Origin of the sequence: Collinsella sp. TF09-1AT, assembly GCF_003436895.1 — a bacterium.
Classification (GTDB): Bacteria; Actinomycetota; Coriobacteriia; order Coriobacteriales; family Coriobacteriaceae; genus Collinsella.
The window spans coordinates 14,613-30,926 of sequence record NZ_QSRC01000007.1; the positions used below are offsets into that span (position 1 = coordinate 14,613).

General features: G+C 60.5%; 11 protein-coding genes. All 11 read left to right on the forward strand.

What is annotated here, in order from left to right:
* Nucleotides 1-507: 507 nt before the first annotated feature.
* Nucleotides 508-2,397 (forward strand): molecular chaperone DnaK, encoded by a 1,890-nt coding sequence (gene dnaK / locus DXC90_RS07170; RefSeq protein ID WP_117735381.1) that lies wholly within the window; start codon nt 508-510, stop codon nt 2,395-2,397.
* A gap of 2 nt (nt 2,398-2,399) precedes the next feature.
* Entirely contained in the window at nt 2,400-3,242 is an 843-nt protein-coding gene (locus DXC90_RS07175) for a nucleotide exchange factor GrpE (protein WP_117735382.1), read from the forward strand.
* Between the two features lie 107 nt (nt 3,243-3,349).
* Nucleotides 3,350-4,315 (forward strand): DnaJ C-terminal domain-containing protein, encoded by a 966-nt coding sequence (locus DXC90_RS07180; RefSeq protein ID WP_117735383.1) that lies wholly within the window; start codon nt 3,350-3,352, stop codon nt 4,313-4,315.
* A gap of 71 nt (nt 4,316-4,386) precedes the next feature.
* Nucleotides 4,387-4,803: a heat shock protein transcriptional repressor HspR gene (locus tag DXC90_RS07185; RefSeq protein ID WP_055250809.1), complete on the forward strand. Its 417-nt coding sequence runs from the start codon at nt 4,387-4,389 to the stop codon at nt 4,801-4,803.
* Nucleotides 4,804-5,136: 333 nt separating this feature from the next.
* Nucleotides 5,137-7,437, forward strand: a complete 2,301-nt coding sequence (locus DXC90_RS07190; RefSeq protein ID WP_117735384.1) for a hydratase — start codon at nt 5,137-5,139, stop codon at nt 7,435-7,437.
* A gap of 497 nt (nt 7,438-7,934) precedes the next feature.
* Complete coding sequence (locus tag DXC90_RS07195) at nt 7,935-8,606, forward strand: hypothetical protein (protein WP_147326618.1); 672 nt, start codon at nt 7,935-7,937, stop codon at nt 8,604-8,606.
* A gap of 103 nt (nt 8,607-8,709) precedes the next feature.
* Nucleotides 8,710-9,261: a TetR/AcrR family transcriptional regulator gene (locus DXC90_RS07200; protein WP_117735386.1), complete on the forward strand. Its 552-nt coding sequence runs from the start codon at nt 8,710-8,712 to the stop codon at nt 9,259-9,261.
* A 249-nt stretch (nt 9,262-9,510) separates the two neighbouring features.
* The gene (locus tag DXC90_RS07205; RefSeq protein ID WP_117735387.1) at nt 9,511-11,382 is read left to right on the forward strand and encodes an oleate hydratase; all 1,872 of its coding nucleotides are present in this window, start codon (nt 9,511-9,513) and stop codon (nt 11,380-11,382) included.
* A gap of 442 nt (nt 11,383-11,824) precedes the next feature.
* The gene (gene clpB / locus DXC90_RS07210) at nt 11,825-14,452 is read left to right on the forward strand and encodes an ATP-dependent chaperone ClpB (RefSeq protein WP_117735388.1); all 2,628 of its coding nucleotides are present in this window, start codon (nt 11,825-11,827) and stop codon (nt 14,450-14,452) included.
* 133 nt (nt 14,453-14,585) lie between these two features.
* Nucleotides 14,586-14,780 (forward strand): hypothetical protein, encoded by a 195-nt coding sequence (locus DXC90_RS07215; protein WP_233502244.1) that lies wholly within the window; start codon nt 14,586-14,588, stop codon nt 14,778-14,780.
* A 158-nt stretch (nt 14,781-14,938) separates the two neighbouring features.
* Nucleotides 14,939-16,291, forward strand: a complete 1,353-nt coding sequence (locus DXC90_RS07220; RefSeq protein WP_117735389.1) for an ATP-binding protein — start codon at nt 14,939-14,941, stop codon at nt 16,289-16,291.
* The last annotated feature ends 23 nt before the right edge of the window (nt 16,292-16,314 follow it).

Consider the following 16,314-nt stretch of genomic DNA (forward strand, 5'->3'; position numbering starts at 1 on the left):
GCAGGTGGGGCCGTTGAGCTGCGCAAATGTTAGCTATAGGTGACTTGTAATATTGACCTATTGAGCGCGCCTGCGGAAAGGGCATCCCGTTATTTGGCCGAAAACCGGGTCGCAGTTTCCGGTTGGGCCCGCTAGCGGAAACTGCGAGCCGGCATCAGCTCTCAAAACGGGATACGGTTTCCGGTTGAGCCTTCAGACGGAAACTGCGACCCGGAATCCACGCTCAAACCGGGACGAGCTTTCCGCAAGGCAGCTCCAGACACCTTCGGACCCAAGCCTCAGCCATCTCTACATAGATCTCAATAGATTTGCCGAGAACTCAAACAGCGCTTCTACCTGCGATTTTGCGAACCTAAACTCTCGGAGATAAGAAATCTTATATGAATTGACTTAGATTTTGTATATTCCGGCCCATAAGGGGATACACTACATCCTGAAAGACAAGCCGAAGCACCGCGCGACAGACCGCCGAGGCGGCGCAAACGCACAAGAGAGAGGGAATTTCTAATGGGCAAGATTCTTGGTATCGACCTTGGTACTACTAACTCCGCTATGGCCGTCCTCGAGGGCGGTTCTCCGACCATCATCGTGAACGCCGAGGGCGACCGCACCACCCCGTCCGTCGTGGGCTTCCGTGCCGACGGCGACCGCGTCGTGGGTAAGGCCGCTAAGAACCAGGCTGTCACCAACCCCAAGAACACCGTGTTCTCCATCAAGCGCTTCATGGGCCGTAAGTACTCCGAGTGCACCTCCGAGCTCAAGACCGTGCCGTATGAGGTTAAGGAGGGTCAGGGCGGCCGTGCCGTCGTCGACATCGAGGGCAAGGATTACACCGCCGAGCAGGTGAGCGCCATGGTGCTCGCAAAGATGAAGGCCGACGCCGAGAAGTATCTGGGCGAGACCGTCACCGACGCCGTCATCACCGTCCCGGCCTACTTCAACGACGCCCAGCGTCAGGCCACCAAGGACGCCGGTAAGATCGCCGGCCTCAACGTCAAGCGTATCGTCAACGAGCCGACCGCTGCTGCTCTGGCCTATGGCCTGGACAAGCAGGGTTCCGACCAGCGCATTCTGGTCTTCGACCTGGGCGGCGGCACCTTCGACGTCTCCATCCTCGACCTCGCCGACGGCGTGTTTGAGGTTCTGTCCACCTCGGGCGACAACCACCTGGGCGGCGACGACTGGGATCAGCGCGTCATCGACTGGATGGCCGACAAGTTCCAGCAGGAGAACGGTGTCGACCTGCGTCAGGACCCCATGGCCCTGCAGCGTCTGAAGGAGGCCGCCGAGAACGCCAAGAAGGAGCTCTCCGCCGCCCAGCAGTCCACCATCAACCTGCCGTTCATCACCATGAACCAGTCCGGCCCGCTGCACCTCAACTACACGCTGACCCGCGCAGAGTTCGAGAAGATCACCCGCGACCTGCTCGAGCGCTGCAAGCAGCCTGTCACCAACGCCCTGCGCGACGCTAAGCTCAAGCTCTCTGATCTGACCGAGGTCATCCTCGTCGGCGGCTCCACCCGTATGCCCGCCGTCCAGGAGCTCGTCAAGACCATGACCGGCAAGCAGCCCAACATGTCCGTGAACCCCGACGAGGTCGTTGCCGACGGCGCTGCCGTCCAGGGTGGCGTGCTCACCGGCGACGTCGAGGGCATCCTGCTGCTCGACGTTACCCCGCTGTCGTTGGGTGTCGAGACCATGGGCGGCATCATGACCAAGATGATCGACCGCAACACCACGATCCCGACCTCCAAGACCGAGGTCTACTCCACCGCTGCCGACAACCAGACCAGCGTCGAGATCAACGTGCTCCAGGGCGAGCGCGAGCTTGCCCGCGACAACAAGTCGCTTGGTAAGTTCCAGCTGACCGGTATCCCGGCCGCCCGCCGCGGCGTGCCGCAGATCGAGGTCACCTTCGACATCGACGCCAACGGCATCGTCAAGGTCTCCGCTAAGGACAAGGGCACCGGCAAGGAGCAGCAGATCACCATCTCCGGCTCTACCGCGCTTTCCGACGACGAAGTCGATCGTATGGTCAAGGACGCCGAGGCTCATGCCGAGGAGGACAAGAAGCAGAAGGAAGAGGTCGAGGTCCGCAACCAGACCGACAGCCTGTGCTACTCCACCGAGCAGACCCTCACCGAGCTGGGCGACAAGGTTTCCGCCGATGTGAAGTCCAAGGCCGAGGCCGCTATCGCCGACGCCAAGAAGGCGCTCGAGGGCTCTGACGTCGAGGCCATCAAGGCCGCTGGCGAGTCCCTGCAGTCCGTGGCCTACGAGCTGGCTCAGGTTGTCTACGCCGACGCTCAGCAGCAGACCGACGGTGCCGCCGGCGCCCAGACCGACGACGATGTGGTCGACGCCGACTACGAGGTTGTAGACGACGAGGACAAGTAATCATGTCCGACTGTAAAGCTCGCACGGAGGCGGCTGCCACCAGCGCCGCCCCCGTTGACTCTGAGGAGAAGGACGTGAAGATTCCCGTAGAGGCCGTAGACGATACCGAGGCCAACGAGGCCCCGGCCGCCGAGGCTGCCGAGAACCAGGTAGAGGATTCCAACAAGGAGGCGACGATGACCGAGGACGAGATGGTGGAAGCCGCTATCCGCGCCGGTGAGGAAGCCGCCGACAACGACTTTAAGTTCAAGTTCGAGCAGGCCCAGAAGGAGCTTGCCGACGTTCGTCATGAGCTCGATGCTGCGGCAGAGGCTCAGAAGGCCGCCGAGGACAAGGCAAAGGACGCCACCGAGCGCACCGCCCGTCTGCAGGCCGACTGGGAGAACTTCCGTCGTCGCACCGCCAACGAGCGCATCGCCGAGCGCGAGCGCGCGACCGAGAAGCTCGTCACCGCGCTGCTGCCGGTGGTCGACGATATCGAGCGTGCGATCGACCATGCCCGCAGCCAGGAGCTTGCCGACGACTTTAAGCAGTTCGTCGACGGCGTCGATGCGGTGCATGCCAAGCTGCTCGATGTGTTTGCACACGAGGGCGTTGAGCCCATCGACCCCAAGGGCGAGGCGTTCGATCCGCTCGAGCACCAGGCCGTGGGTCGCGTCGAGGACGCGTCGCAGTACGACGAGACCGTCAACGACGTGTACCAGAAGGGCTACCGCATGGCGGACCGCATCCTGCGTTCCGCGATGGTGACGGTGACCTACGGTGGCGAGAAGCGCCCCGCACCGGAGCCCGAAGCGGCGCCCGAGGATGCTGCGGCCGACACGGCCGAGAGCACCGAGGAGTAATTGAGAAGGGCCCCGGGGCAACACCCGGGGCCCTTTCTGGCCTAGTGCCATATGACAGTATGAGCCGCCGCCCGTTGGACGGTGGATGAAACAGGAGAGGAGCTACGATGGCTGCAGGCAAAACCTTCTATGACATCCTGGGCGTATCCAAGAGCGCCTCCGACAAAGAGATCAAGAGCGCGTTTCGCAAGCTCGCGCAAAAATATCACCCCGATGCCGGCGGCGACGAGGCCAAGTTCAAGGAGATCAGCGAGGCCTACGAGACGCTTTCGGACGAGAAGAAGCGCAAAGAGTACGACCAGATGCTCATGTTCGGCGGCATGCCGGGCGCGGGCGGCGCGTATAGCGGTGGCTACGGCGCCGGCGCGGGCGCCAGCGGCTGGGGTGATATCTTCGACAGCATCTTTAGCGGCAACGGCGCCTGGGGCAGCGATTGGGGCTCGGGCTTTGCCGGGGCCGCGGGTAATGCCGGTGCCGGCGCGGGCCGCAGTCGCGCGCGCAAGGGCGGCGACCTGTCGCTGACTGTCGACGTAACGGCCGAGGACGCGTTTCGCGGCGTGACGCACAAGGTCACCTACCGCATTCCCTCGACGGGCGAGCAGCAGACCATCACGGTCTCGGTGCCTGCGGGCGCCGTGGATGGCGGCAAGCTGCGCTACAAGCGTCGCGGCGAGTACGGCGTCGCCGGCGGCGAGCGCGGCGACCTGGTCGTGACCACGCACGTGGAGGAGCACCCGCTGTTTAAGCGCAAGGGCGCCGATGTGACCATGGAGGTGCCGATTTCGGTCTACGAGGCGGCACTCGGCTGCACGGTGGACGTGCCCACGCCCGGTGGCGCGACGGTTCGTCTGAAGGTGCCCGCGGGTACCCAGACGGGCAAGAAGTTCCGCTTTAAGGAAATGGGCGCGCCCGACGTTAAGCACCGCGGCCGCACGGGTGCGCTGCTCGTCGAGATCAGGGTGCAGGTTCCCACGAACCTATCCGATGACGAGCGCGACGCGATGACCAAACTGCGCGAGGCCGACACGCGCGACTATCGCGAGAAGGTCAACCGTTACAAGGCGACGTACTAGGGCGCCTGTGTGCCCGCCCGCGTCCGCGGGCTTATGATGTAGACGTGCGAAACGGAAAGGGGTCAGGTAGCATGGCCGAGGACAATAGGAACAAACCGCTGTACATGATCAGCGTGGCGGCTGAGCTGACCGGCATGCACCCGCAGACTCTGCGCGTCTACGAGTCCAAGGGCCTGGTGAACCCCCAGCGCTCGGGCGGCAACACGCGCCTGTATTCGCGTGCCGATATCGAGCGCCTGGAGCTCATCAACCAGCTGACCGATGAGGGCATCAACCTTGCCGGCGTGGTGCGCATTCTCGATATGAAGGAGCGTGCCGAGGAGCGCGAGCGCGAAAACGAGAAGCTCCGCGCCCGCGTGCGCCAGCTCGAGGACGAGCTGCACGAGTACAAGATGCAGAAGAAGATCACCGCACTGGCCCCGCGCGATGGCTCGGTCAACCCCGAGCAAGTCATGCGCAAGTTACTGGGCACGGGCGGCGACCTGTAGTTCCGCCGGCGCCGCCGGGCACTCATTGGGGACGTACTTAAATGAGTGCCCACAGAATGAGAGTGGATAATCTCCCGTTTTTGGCCTTTGTGCAGGCTCAAAGTGGGAGATTATCCACTCTCGCCATTTCGGCACTTGGGGACGTTCCTTTTCTGCCGGCACTTGGGGACATTCCGTGCGCCAAACCCGTCTTCCCGCCCCCCGGCTCGCCTTATGCTTTACTGAGATAAAGTGAACGCGCAGATTCGTAACCCACTCGCAACCGTTCTATGGCACGATATTGAACGAATGTATGCTATGCGCCCAAATCTTTTGGGCAGAGTGGGAGACAGTATGGTCAAGCTGTACGAGGACGGCATCTACCTGCGCCGTGGCAGCGAGGTTGTGCCTGCGGCCGAGGCTGCTGAGCGCGGTATTACGCAGACGCCCAAGGATGCCAAGCGTGGCACCATCGCGTATTCGATCCTTCAGGCACACAATACGTCCGGCGACCCCGAGGCGCTCAAGATTCGCTTCGACGCCATGGCGAGCCACGACATCACCTTCGTCGGCATCATCCAGACGGCGCGTGCCTCGGGCATGGAGCAGTTCCCGCTGCCCTACGTGCTTACCAACTGCCATAACTCGCTGTGCGCTGTGGGCGGCACCATCAACGAGGACGATCACGTCTTTGGCCTCTCTGCGGCCAAGAAGTACGGCGGCATCTTCGTCCCTCCGCACATCGCGGTCATCCACTCCTTTATGCGCGAGAACTTCGCCGGTTGCGGCAAGATGATTCTGGGTTCGGACTCGCACACCCGCTACGGCGCCCTGGGCACCATGGCTGTGGGCGAGGGCGGTGGCGAGCTGGCCAAGCAGCTGCTGCGCGACACCTACGACGTTGCCTATCCCGGTGTCGTTGCCATCTACCTCGCGGGCGCCCCGCGTCCCGGCGTCGGCCCGCACGACGTGGCGCTTGCCATCATCCGCGCCGTCTTTGCCAAGGGCTACGTCAAGAACAAGGTCATGGAGTTCGTGGGCCCCGGCATCGCGAGCATGACGACCGACTACCGTAACGGCGTCGACGTCATGACCACCGAGACCACCTGCCTGTCGAGCATCTGGGCAACCGACGAGGATACGCACGCGTTTTTGACCATGCACGGCCGTGGCGACGACTATCGCGAGCTCAAGCCCGCCGATGTCGCCTACTATGACGGCTGCGTCGAGGTCGACCTGTCGAGCATCAAGCCCATGATCGCCCTGCCGTTCCATCCTTCCAACGGCTTTGAGATCGACGAGCTCAACGAGAACCTCGAGGACATCCTTCACGAGGTGGAACTCGAGGCCGCCAAGATCGGCGAGGGCAAGACGCACTTTAGCCTGCTTGACAAGATCATCGACGGCAAACTGCACGTGCAGCAGGGCGTTATCGCCGGCTGCTCGGGTGGCAACTACGACTCCGTGGTGCAGGCTGCCCGCGTACTCAAGGGCGCCAATACCGGCTGCGGCGAGTTCTCGCTGTCGGTCTATCCCACAAGCCAGCCCGTGGCGCTCGAACTTACGCGCCGTGGCTATATCTACGACCTCATGGAGGCCGGCGCGATTGTGCGCACGGCGTTCTGCGGCCCGTGCTTCGGCGCCGGCGACACGCCTGCCAACAACGGGCTGTCCATCCGCCACACCACGCGCAACTTCCCCAACCGCGAGGGTTCCAAGCCGGGCAATGGCCAGCTGAGTGCCGTGGCCCTGATGGACGCCCGCTCCATTGCGGCGACCGCGGCCAACGGCGGCGTGCTCACCCCGGCGACCGATCTGCCCGAGGAGACTTGGGACGAGGCCTGCGAGTACACCTTCGACGACGCTCCCTACAAGAAGCGCGTATACTGGGGCTTTGGCAAGGCCGAGCCTGCAGATGAGCTGGTTGAGGGTCCCAATATCAAGCCGTGGCCTGCGATGGAGCCGCTCGGCGACGACATTCTGCTCAAGGTGTGCTCCAAGATCATGGACCCGGTCACCACGACCGACGAGCTCATTCCCTCGGGCGAGACGAGCTCCTTCCGCTCCAACCCGCTGGGCCTGGCCGAGTTTACGCTCAGCCGCCGCGACCCTGCCTACGTGGGCCGCTCCAAGGAGGTTGACGCTGTGGAGAAGCGTCGCGTTGCCGGCGAGTCCGCGGGTGACCTGTCGGTGCTCGATGTCGAGCTTGCCGGTGTGTTTGAGGCGCTGGCCGGCGCGGGTGTCGCGGCCGATGCCAAGGCGACCGAGTTCGGTTCCATGATTTACGCCAAGAAGCCCGGCGACGGCAGCGCCCGCGAGCAGGCCGCGAGCTGCCAGCGCGTGATCGGCGGTCTGGCCAACATCGTCCACGAGTACGCCACCAAGCGCTATCGCTCCAACGTGATGAACTGGGGCATGGTGCCCTTCCAGATGGAGACGGAACCCAACTTTGAGGTGGGCGACTACGTCTTTGTGCCGGGTATCCGCGCCGCGCTCGATGGCGACCTGAAGAACATCGCCGCCTACGTGGTGCGCGCCGACGGTGCGGTCGAGCAGATTGAGCTCTACATTGCCGATATGACGGCGGAGGAGCGTGCCATCGTCAAGGCCGGCTGTCTGATCAACTACAACAAGTTCAAGGCCGCTGCCGAGTAACGTTGCTGTGCGCCCCGGACACACCTTTCCCTCGTGCTCACGCGCTTCGCGAGGGCCGCCCGAGGGAAAGGTGTGTCCGGGGCTACCGCGACGCTCTCGTTGGGTCTTGAGGGACGCTAATAAATAGACTTGCTTGATGCCGCCCCTGTTATCGGGGCGGCTTCTTTTTGTCGAAGCACCGCATTGGGGACGGGCGCCTTGGTGGTGTCCGAGGTTTATCTCAATCTGTAACAGGTGGACCTCTATTTGCCGAGTAGTTGTTACAGATTTAGATAAACGGGAGCTGCTGAACATTTCATCTCAATCTGTAACATCTGAGGTCCAAAACGGCAGCTAGATGTTATGGATCGAGACAGTTGAGCGCCAGAGTCGAAAACCACCACAAAAGGGCCTGTCCCTTTCGTGGTGGTGGGGAGTGGACGGTTTCTTTTGGTGATAGTGTTAGCTGGCGGTATCATTAGCGCACGTCGCAGGTTTGTATTGTGAGGTGTTTTGCCGTGAGCCGTTCAACCCGTATTGGATTGATTGTCTTGGCGCTTGCGATCGCCGTGGTTGGCGCGGGCGTTGTCGGCATGGCATTGCTACCTGCTGCGGTGACGGAACCGGTGGTTAAGCCTGTGATTCAATCTATCGAACTTCTGACCGGCGACGACAAGCCCGAGACCATTACTGTTGATTTTGATGAGCAACCGGCTGCGCTGGGAATTAGCAATTATCCGCGCATTCAGCTTGGGGCCATGCGCTATACCACGGATACAAGCCTGATCGATAGGGCGTCCGAGCTACTCAAGGGTAAAACCTTCAAGCGTTGGTATGGATATGCGTCCTATCGAGCAAAGGCGAACGACATGGTTGGCGGATACCGCTCGTCCATCGAGTTGGACACCACGAATGGCGCCAAGTTATGTGATGTTTCGTACGATCCGGGCTACGAGGGCAATGAGGGTCCGAGCATCTACATCATGGACGGCGATGTCGCCTATGTCATGGAGGGCGACCAGACCGAGCTCAACGATTTTATGGGCAAGTGTATCCAAGATGCCTATAAACAGACCTGCTTACCCGACCCGCAGACTGCACGCGATAGTGGATCTGCCCGTACATGGCTGTTCGAGGATGAGATGCCCTGGAACGCCGAATCGGGAAGCACGGGTTCGGCGAAAGAGTAGAGAGCGCGACCACCACAAAGGTGTCTGTTCCCTTCGTGGATGGTGATTGCATGCGGGGTACCATGGGAATATTTCATGATTCAACTTTGATGGCGGGAGAGCAATGGCTGGACAACTGACAAAGCGCGCGTTGGAAGATTCTCTTAAGCGACTACTGCTTCAAAAGCCACTGACTAAGATCACCATCGCGGACCTCACTGAGGACTGCGGGGTCAGCCGCATGACGTTCTACTATCACTTTCAGGACATCTACGACCTGGTTGAATGGGCATGTGAGGAAGACGCCGGCCGCGCGCTCGCCAACAACAAGACGGCCGATACCTGGCAGGTGGGCCTGGAAAACATCATGCTCGCGGTGCGCGACAACAAGCCCTTTATCATGAACGTCTATCACTGTGTGAGCGCCGAGCGCATCCAGCGTTTTCTGCAGCCCGTGACATTCGACCTGATCGAAGGCGTGGTCGAAGAGCACGCCGCGGGCAAGAACATCTCACAAGGCGACAAGGACTTTCTGTCCCGCTTTTTCGCACATGCATTTATAGGTGTAATGCTCGACTGGATTGCCGCAGGCATGGCCGAGGACCCGAGCACAGTAGCCGAGCGCGTTTCCAAAATATGCGAAGGCCAGATTGACGCAGCGCTGGCGAGATTTTGACTATTTCACGTTGGAGCGCAAAGCGACCAAGTGCGTCATGCCGGGCCGGGTTTCGGTTTGGGAAGTTAGCGACGCCCACTTCCCAAACCGAAACCCGGCCCGGCATGACCTTGGGAGACCAAAGCCAAGCAGATTTGTACAATCCGCCCCCGTTGATTAAAAATCGTACAAGGTGACGATCTTGTATCGGCTAGGCTGCGTTGATCAGGGCAAAAGCTTGTTAACGAACTTCGTTAGCAAGGAGGAACCATGTACTATTCAAGTGGAAACTACGAAGCCTTTGCTCGTCCCAAGAAGCCTGCGGGCATCGACCACAAGAGCGCCTACATCATCGGCACCGGCCTGGGCGCGCTTACCGCAGCCTGCTATCTGGTGCGCGATGCGCAAATGCCCGGAAGCCACATCCATATCCTCGAAAAGGACCCCGTTGCGGGCGGCGCCTGCGATGGTGCCGACATCCCCGGCGTGGGCTATGTCATGCGCGGCGGCCGCGAGATGGACAACCACTTTGAGGTCATGTGGGATCTTTTCCGCTCCATTCCCTCGATTGAAGATCCGGACATCTCCGTGCTCGACGAGTACTACTGGCTCAATAAGGAGGATCCCAACTACTCGCTGTGCCGCTCGACTAAGAACCGTGGCCAAGACGGCGGCACCGATGGCAAGTTCGGCCTGTCGGACAAGGCAGCGACCGAGATCATGGATCTGTTCTTTACGCCCGACGAGGAGCTGGCGAACCGTCCCATCACCGATTTCTTTGACGACGAGGTGCTCAACTCGAATTTCTGGATGTACTGGCGCACCATGTTCGCCTTTGAGAACTGGCACTCGGCGCTCGAGATGAAGCTCTATATCCGCCGCTACATCCACCACATCGCGGGTCTGCCCGACTTTAGCGCCCTGCGCTTCACCCGCTACAACCAGTACGAGTCGATGATTCTGCCCATGCAGCGCTATCTCGAGGCGCACGGCGTGCAGTTCCACTTTGACACCAAGGTCGAAAACGTGGTGTTTGAGGTGGGCGGCGGCGAGGGTCCGCGCCGCGCCGTCACTGGCACCGGCCAGGACACGATTCAGCGCATCCAGCAGGCCGCCTTTGCGCGCAACCCCTACAGTACGAGCACCAAGAAGGTCGCGCGTCGCATCACCGTGACGCATGCAGGCGAGATTTCGAACATCGACCTCACTGAGGATGACCTGGTCTTTATCACCAACGGCGGCTGTGTGGAAAACTCGACGATCGGCGCGCAGGATAAGCCCGCCGCATGGGATCCGACGATTCGCCCCGGTGGCGGTTGGGACATGTGGCGTCGTATCGCAGCGCAAGATCCGAGCTTTGGTCATCCCGATAAGTTCTGCGGTGACCCCGAGAAGAGCAACTGGATGAGCGCCACGGTCACCACGCTCGACGGCGAGATTGTGCCCTATATCCAAAAGATCTGCCATCGCGATCCCTTTACCGGGCACGTCGTGACCGGTGGCATTGTGACCTGCGAGGATTCGGGCTGGCTTATGAGCTGGACGATCAACCGCCAACAGCAGTTCCGCGATCAGCCCAAAGACCAGCTTTGCGTGTGGGTGTATGGCCTGTTTACCGACAAGCCCGGCAACTACGTCAAGAAGGCCATGCGCGACTGCACCGGCGAGGAGATTTGCCAGGAATGGCTGTATCACCTGGGCGTTCCCGAGGATAAGATTGTTGAGCTGGCGGCAAATCACGCCAACACCGTGCCCGTCATGATGCCCTACATCACCGCCTTCTTTATGCCGCGTGAAGCAGGCGACCGCCCCGACGTGGTGCCCGATGGCGCCGTGAACTTCGCGTTCCTGGGCCAGTTTGCCGAGACGCCGCGTGACACGATCTTTACGACTGAGTACTCCATGCGCACCGGTATGGAAGCCGTCTACACGCTCTGCGATGTCGACCGCGGCGTACCCGAGGTCTGGGGTTCGGTCTTTGACGTGCGTGACCTCCTTATGAGCAGCGTTAAACTACGCGACGGTGAGCCCATCACCAGCATGAAGCTGCCTATGGTTGAGCGGATTGCTCTCAAAGAAGTGCTCAAGAAGGTCGAGGGAACCGACATCGCCAAACTCCTCAAGGAGTACGGCGCAATCTAGCGCACAAGAACCACCACATTGGGGAACCTTTGTGGTGGTTTCTGTTTGTCTCGATCTGTAACATCTTGGCCGCTAAAAGTGGGCCTGGTGTTACAGATTTAGATTTTCGATTCGGGTGTCTTTTGTTTGTCTCAATCTGTAACAGGTAGAGCTCTATTTGCCGAGTAGATGTTACAGATTGAGACAAACGGGTGCCGCTGGTCATTTCGTCTCGATCTGTAACATCTAGAGCCATAAACAGCCGCTAGATGTTACAGATTGAGATAGTAAGGGGACGAGGCCGTAGCGGGTGAGCGTGCCTGCTCCCTATCTCTCAATCACTCAGAAAATCTTATATATAGAGACTTAGATTTATGTATAAGATCGCGTAAAGCTGGCAACAATACTTCTCGAACAACGTGAAGCCGCCCCGTAGGGCGGCCGCCCCAAGAGAGGTGATTCCATGAGAATCGATAAGCTAGCAATGACGTCGCGCGAGGCGTTACAGACCGCCATGAGCACGGCTGCCGACGCACAGGCCGGCGCGGTGGAGCCGATTCACCTGTTGTCTGCCCTGCTCGGTGCCGGCGAGCGCAATATCTCCGTGATCATCGAACGCATCGGTGCCGACCCGGCCCAGCTTGCGCGCTCCACCCAGGACGCCATTGACCACGCGCCCAAGGTTTCGGGCGAAGGCCAGCAGATGGGCCTGTCCAACGAGCTCGTCCGCGTCATCGAAAAGGCCGAGAAGAAGGCCACCAAGATGGGCGACAGCTTTGTGGTGACCGAGCATCTGCTGATGGCACTTGCCGAGGACAAGGGCGAGGCGGGTCGCGTGCTGCGCGACGCCGGCGTTACCAAGGAGCGTATCGAGCAGGTCTACGAGGAGCTGCGCGGCGATGACCGCGTGACGTCTGCCGAGGACAAGACGCAGTTTGAGGCGCTGGAGCAGTACGGCCGCAACATCTGTGACCTCGCCCGTGCCGGCAAGCTCGACCCGGTCATCGGTCGTACCGACGAGATTCGCCGTACCATCCAGGTTCTGTCCCGCCGCACCAAGAACAACCCCGTGCTCATCGGCGAGCCGGGCGTCGGCAAGACGGCCATCGTCGAGGGCATTGCCCAGCGTATCGTGGCCGGCGACGTGCCGAGCACCCTGCGCGACCGCGACCTCATCGAGCTCGACATGAGCGCGCTGGTCGCTGGCGCCAAGTATCGCGGCGAGTTCGAGGACCGCTTGAAGGCCGTGCTCAAGGAAGTGCAAAAATCGGAAGGTAAGGTCATCCTGTTCATCGATGAGCTCCACACCATTGTGGGCGCGGGTGCCACCGAGGGCTCCATGGACGCCGGCAACATCCTCAAGCCTGCGCTCGCCCGTGGCGACCTGCACGCGATCGGCGCGACCACGCTCGACGAGTACCGCAAGTACATCGAGAAGGACGCGGCGCTCGCCCGTCGTTTCCAGACCGTTATGGTGAGCGAGCCTACCGTCGAGGACACCATCTCCATCCTGCGTGGCCTCAAGGAGAAGTACGAGATTTTCCACGGCGTGCACATCACCGATAGCGCGCTCGTGGCCGCCGCCGACCTCTCCGATCGCTACATCGCTGACCGCTTCCTGCCCGACAAGGCCATCGACCTGGTCGATGAGGCCGCAAGCCGCCTGCGCATGGAGCTCGACAGCATGCCGGTCGAGATTGACGCCACCACGCGCCAGCTCACCCAGTTGCAGATTGAGGAGCAAGCGCTCATGAAGGAGACCGACGATGCCTCCAAGGAGCGTCTGGAGGCGCTGCGCCAGGAGATCGCCGAGGTCCAGGAAAAGCTCAACGTGCAGAAGGCCGGCTGGCTCAACCAAAAGAACGCCATCGACCACGTTCAAGAGCTCAAAGGCCAGCTCGATGAGGCCAAGAGCGAGGAGGAACGCGCGACGCGCAACGGCGATCTGGGCCGTGCGTCCGAGCTACGCTACTCCGTGATTCCGGGTCTGCAGCAGCAGATTCAGGATTCCGAGGCCGCGCTCGAGGCGCAAAAGCAGCAGGACGGCGAGGGCCTCAACGAGCAGGTGACCTCCGATGAGATCGCCGAGGTCGTGAGCGCCTGGACCGGCGTGCCCGTGTCCAAGATGATGCAGGGCGAGCTCGACAAGCTCAAGGGCTTGGAGGGTGAGCTGCATAAGCGCGTCATCGGCCAGGACGAGGCCGTCTCCGCCGTCGCCGCAGCTGTGCGCCGCAGCCGCGCGGGCCTCTCCGATCCGGACAAGCCCATCGGCAGCTTCTTCTTCCTGGGCCCCACCGGCGTGGGCAAGACCGAGCTCGCCAAGGCGCTGGCCGAGTGCCTGTTCGATGACGAGCGCGCGCTCGTGCGTATCGACATGTCCGAGTACATGGAGAAGTTCAGCGTCCAGCGTCTGATCGGTGCGCCCCCGGGATACGTGGGTTACGACGAGGGCGGCCAGCTCACCGAGGCCGTGCGCCGTCGTCCATACTCCGTGATCTTGCTCGACGAGATGGAGAAGGCCCATCCGGATGTCTTTAACGTGCTGTTGCAGGTGCTCGACGACGGCCGTCTGACCGATGGTCAGGGTCGCCAGGTGTCCTTCAAGAACACGATTATCATCATGACGTCTAACGTGGGCTCCAAGGCCATCGCCGATCTGTCCGGCAAGGACGAGGAGGAGATGCGCCATCAGGTCGACGCCGCCATGGCTCAGACCTTCCGCCCCGAGTTCCTCAACCGTATCGACGATATCGTGGTGTTCCATCCGCTCGGCATGGCGCAGATCGAGAAGATCGTCGATATCCAGCTCGCCGATGTCCGCGCACGTCTGGCCAAGGAGCGCATGACGCTTGCCATCACCCCGGCGGCCAAGCAGATGCTTGCCGTGGGCGGCCTGGACCCGGTCTTTGGCGCCCGTCCGCTCAAGCGTCTGGTCCAGCGCGAGGTCGTGGATGCGATCGCAGCCGCTATCATCGACGGCACGGTGCGCGAGGGCGATCAGGTGACGGTCGATGTCGACAAGGACGGCGGCTTTACCGTCGTGTGCGACAACACGCCGACGGCCACCTACGAGGTCCCCGACGCCGAGTAGATTTTCGGGACATGCCTTAAAATCTACCAGCCGTCTCTAAACGCCAAGGGCGGCGGATCCAATGGGTCCGCCGCCCTTTTTCGTGCGACAATCGATGATGTTGAGCATGAGTACATGGCGAGGAGATATGCAGATGATAGACAAGAATAAGACGAACACGCCGGCGACCGATGCCGCACCCGCCGCACCCAAGCCTGCGCCTAAGCCGGCACCCAAGCCGCGCGACCCCTACATCCGTGCCGAGAACGAGGACGACGACGGCTACGATCCCTACAGCGATCGCCGCCCCGAGCGCGAGCCGATGTTCGAGGCCGACCCCTGGCGTTAAGTAGCTAATTTGGGCGTCGTGGGCTGCTAGTCTTGGACCTTGATGCTCGGCAACAGTAAAACTTGATTTTCCATTAATCAAGTTGCACGTAATCTTGCTCTTTTACTAATCAAGAATCAGTATAATTTTGATTAGCTAGAGAGCAAGATTGGAGAATCATGGCATTCAACGACTTGATCGCCCAGAAAATAAAGGACTTTGAACAGCAGGGGGTTCCACAGGTCTTTGAGCGAGACCTTGATCTGGGAAACCCACAGGAGCCAAAGCGCGACAACATCGTAAATGTGGTTGTGGGGGCCCGCCGTTGTGGAAAGACGTATCGCCTGTATCAGGAGATGCTGCGGCTTCGGGGCCGGGGCGTCGAGCTTGACCGGATGCTTTACTTTAATTTTGAGGACGAGCGCTTGCGCCCGTATGAGCCATCGCTGCTGGCGGACGTGCTCGACACGTTCTATGCGCTGCATCCTGCTGCTCGAACCGAGGGCGCTTACATTTTCTTTGACGAGATCCAGGAAATTCCCGAATGGGGTGCGTTTTTGCGGCGTGTAGTCGATACGGAGAAAGCGACCGTCTATGTGACGGGATCTTCTTCTAAGATGCTGTCCTCAGAACTTAAGAGCGAATTCAGGGGTCGTTCTCTTATACGAGAGCTTTTTCCGTTGAGCTTTTCGGAATACGTTCGATATAAGACGGGGAGCGTTTTCGAGCCAGATGCGACCTTTTCCCCAAGCGATGCAGCGCTGCTTCGACATCATCTGATCGGATATCTTGAACGAGGGGGATTCATCGCGACGCTTGAGCAGACGCCCGCAGACGCGATTCAGCTGCTACAGGAATATGCTTCGCGAACGGTCGCTATGGACGTCGTTGAGCGTTACGACGTCAAGAACCCTCGCCTGGCATCGCTGTTCCTAACGCGGTGTATGGCATCTTCGGGACGAGAGCTGTCGGTGAACAAAGTGTACAACGAGTTCAAGAGCAGGCAGATACCCGTCAGTCGTAATTCGCTCAGCGACTTACTTGAGTATTATGAGGATGCCTACCTGCTGTTCTCCGTGCCGGAGTTCACGCGTTCACTGGCAAATAACATGCGGTCTGCGTCTAAGGTCTACGCTGTCGATCCCGCGATGTTTGGAGCATTCTCTCCCGCATCGGCATTGGACCAGGGCCAGAGGCTCGAGACCGCAGTGTTCAACGCGCTAAGAAGAAGGACTCCCGCGGTGAGGATCGGATCGGTCTGCCGCCTGCTGATCAAAGAGAAGAGCAAAAGCCATGAGGTGGACTTTGTGGCTGGGGACGCACTTCTCATGCGGGCTTATAGCCTGATCCAGGTTAGTGTGGAGATGGCAAGTGAGAAAACGCGCGAGCGCGAAATTGCCGCGCTTGATGCCTCGATGGCCCAGTTCGATCTTGGTGAGTCGGCAATCGTTACCATGGATGAGCAGGCCGATATTCCATGCGAGCACGGTGTGGTACACGTTGTTCCCGCATGGAAGTGGCTCCTTGCCTAATCATCTACGGATCTGTGGGGCCA

What these genes read in the sequence shown, in the direction of transcription:
- dnaK (WP_117735381.1), top strand. Translation starts at nt 508, where the DNA reads ATGGGCAAGATTCTTGGTATCGACCTTGGTACTACTAACTCCGCTATG.
- DXC90_RS07175 (WP_117735382.1), top strand. Translation starts at nt 2,400, where the DNA reads ATGTCCGACTGTAAAGCTCGCACGGAGGCGGCTGCCACCAGCGCCGCC.
- DXC90_RS07180 (WP_117735383.1), top strand. Translation starts at nt 3,350, where the DNA reads ATGGCTGCAGGCAAAACCTTCTATGACATCCTGGGCGTATCCAAGAGC.
- DXC90_RS07185 (WP_055250809.1), top strand. Translation starts at nt 4,387, where the DNA reads ATGGCCGAGGACAATAGGAACAAACCGCTGTACATGATCAGCGTGGCG.
- DXC90_RS07190 (WP_117735384.1), top strand. Translation starts at nt 5,137, where the DNA reads ATGGTCAAGCTGTACGAGGACGGCATCTACCTGCGCCGTGGCAGCGAG.
- DXC90_RS07200 (WP_117735386.1), top strand. Translation starts at nt 8,710, where the DNA reads ATGGCTGGACAACTGACAAAGCGCGCGTTGGAAGATTCTCTTAAGCGA.
- DXC90_RS07205 (WP_117735387.1), top strand. Translation starts at nt 9,511, where the DNA reads ATGTACTATTCAAGTGGAAACTACGAAGCCTTTGCTCGTCCCAAGAAG.
- clpB (WP_117735388.1), top strand. Translation starts at nt 11,825, where the DNA reads ATGAGAATCGATAAGCTAGCAATGACGTCGCGCGAGGCGTTACAGACC.
- DXC90_RS07215 (WP_233502244.1), top strand. Translation starts at nt 14,586, where the DNA reads ATGATAGACAAGAATAAGACGAACACGCCGGCGACCGATGCCGCACCC.
- DXC90_RS07220 (WP_117735389.1), top strand. Translation starts at nt 14,939, where the DNA reads ATGGCATTCAACGACTTGATCGCCCAGAAAATAAAGGACTTTGAACAG.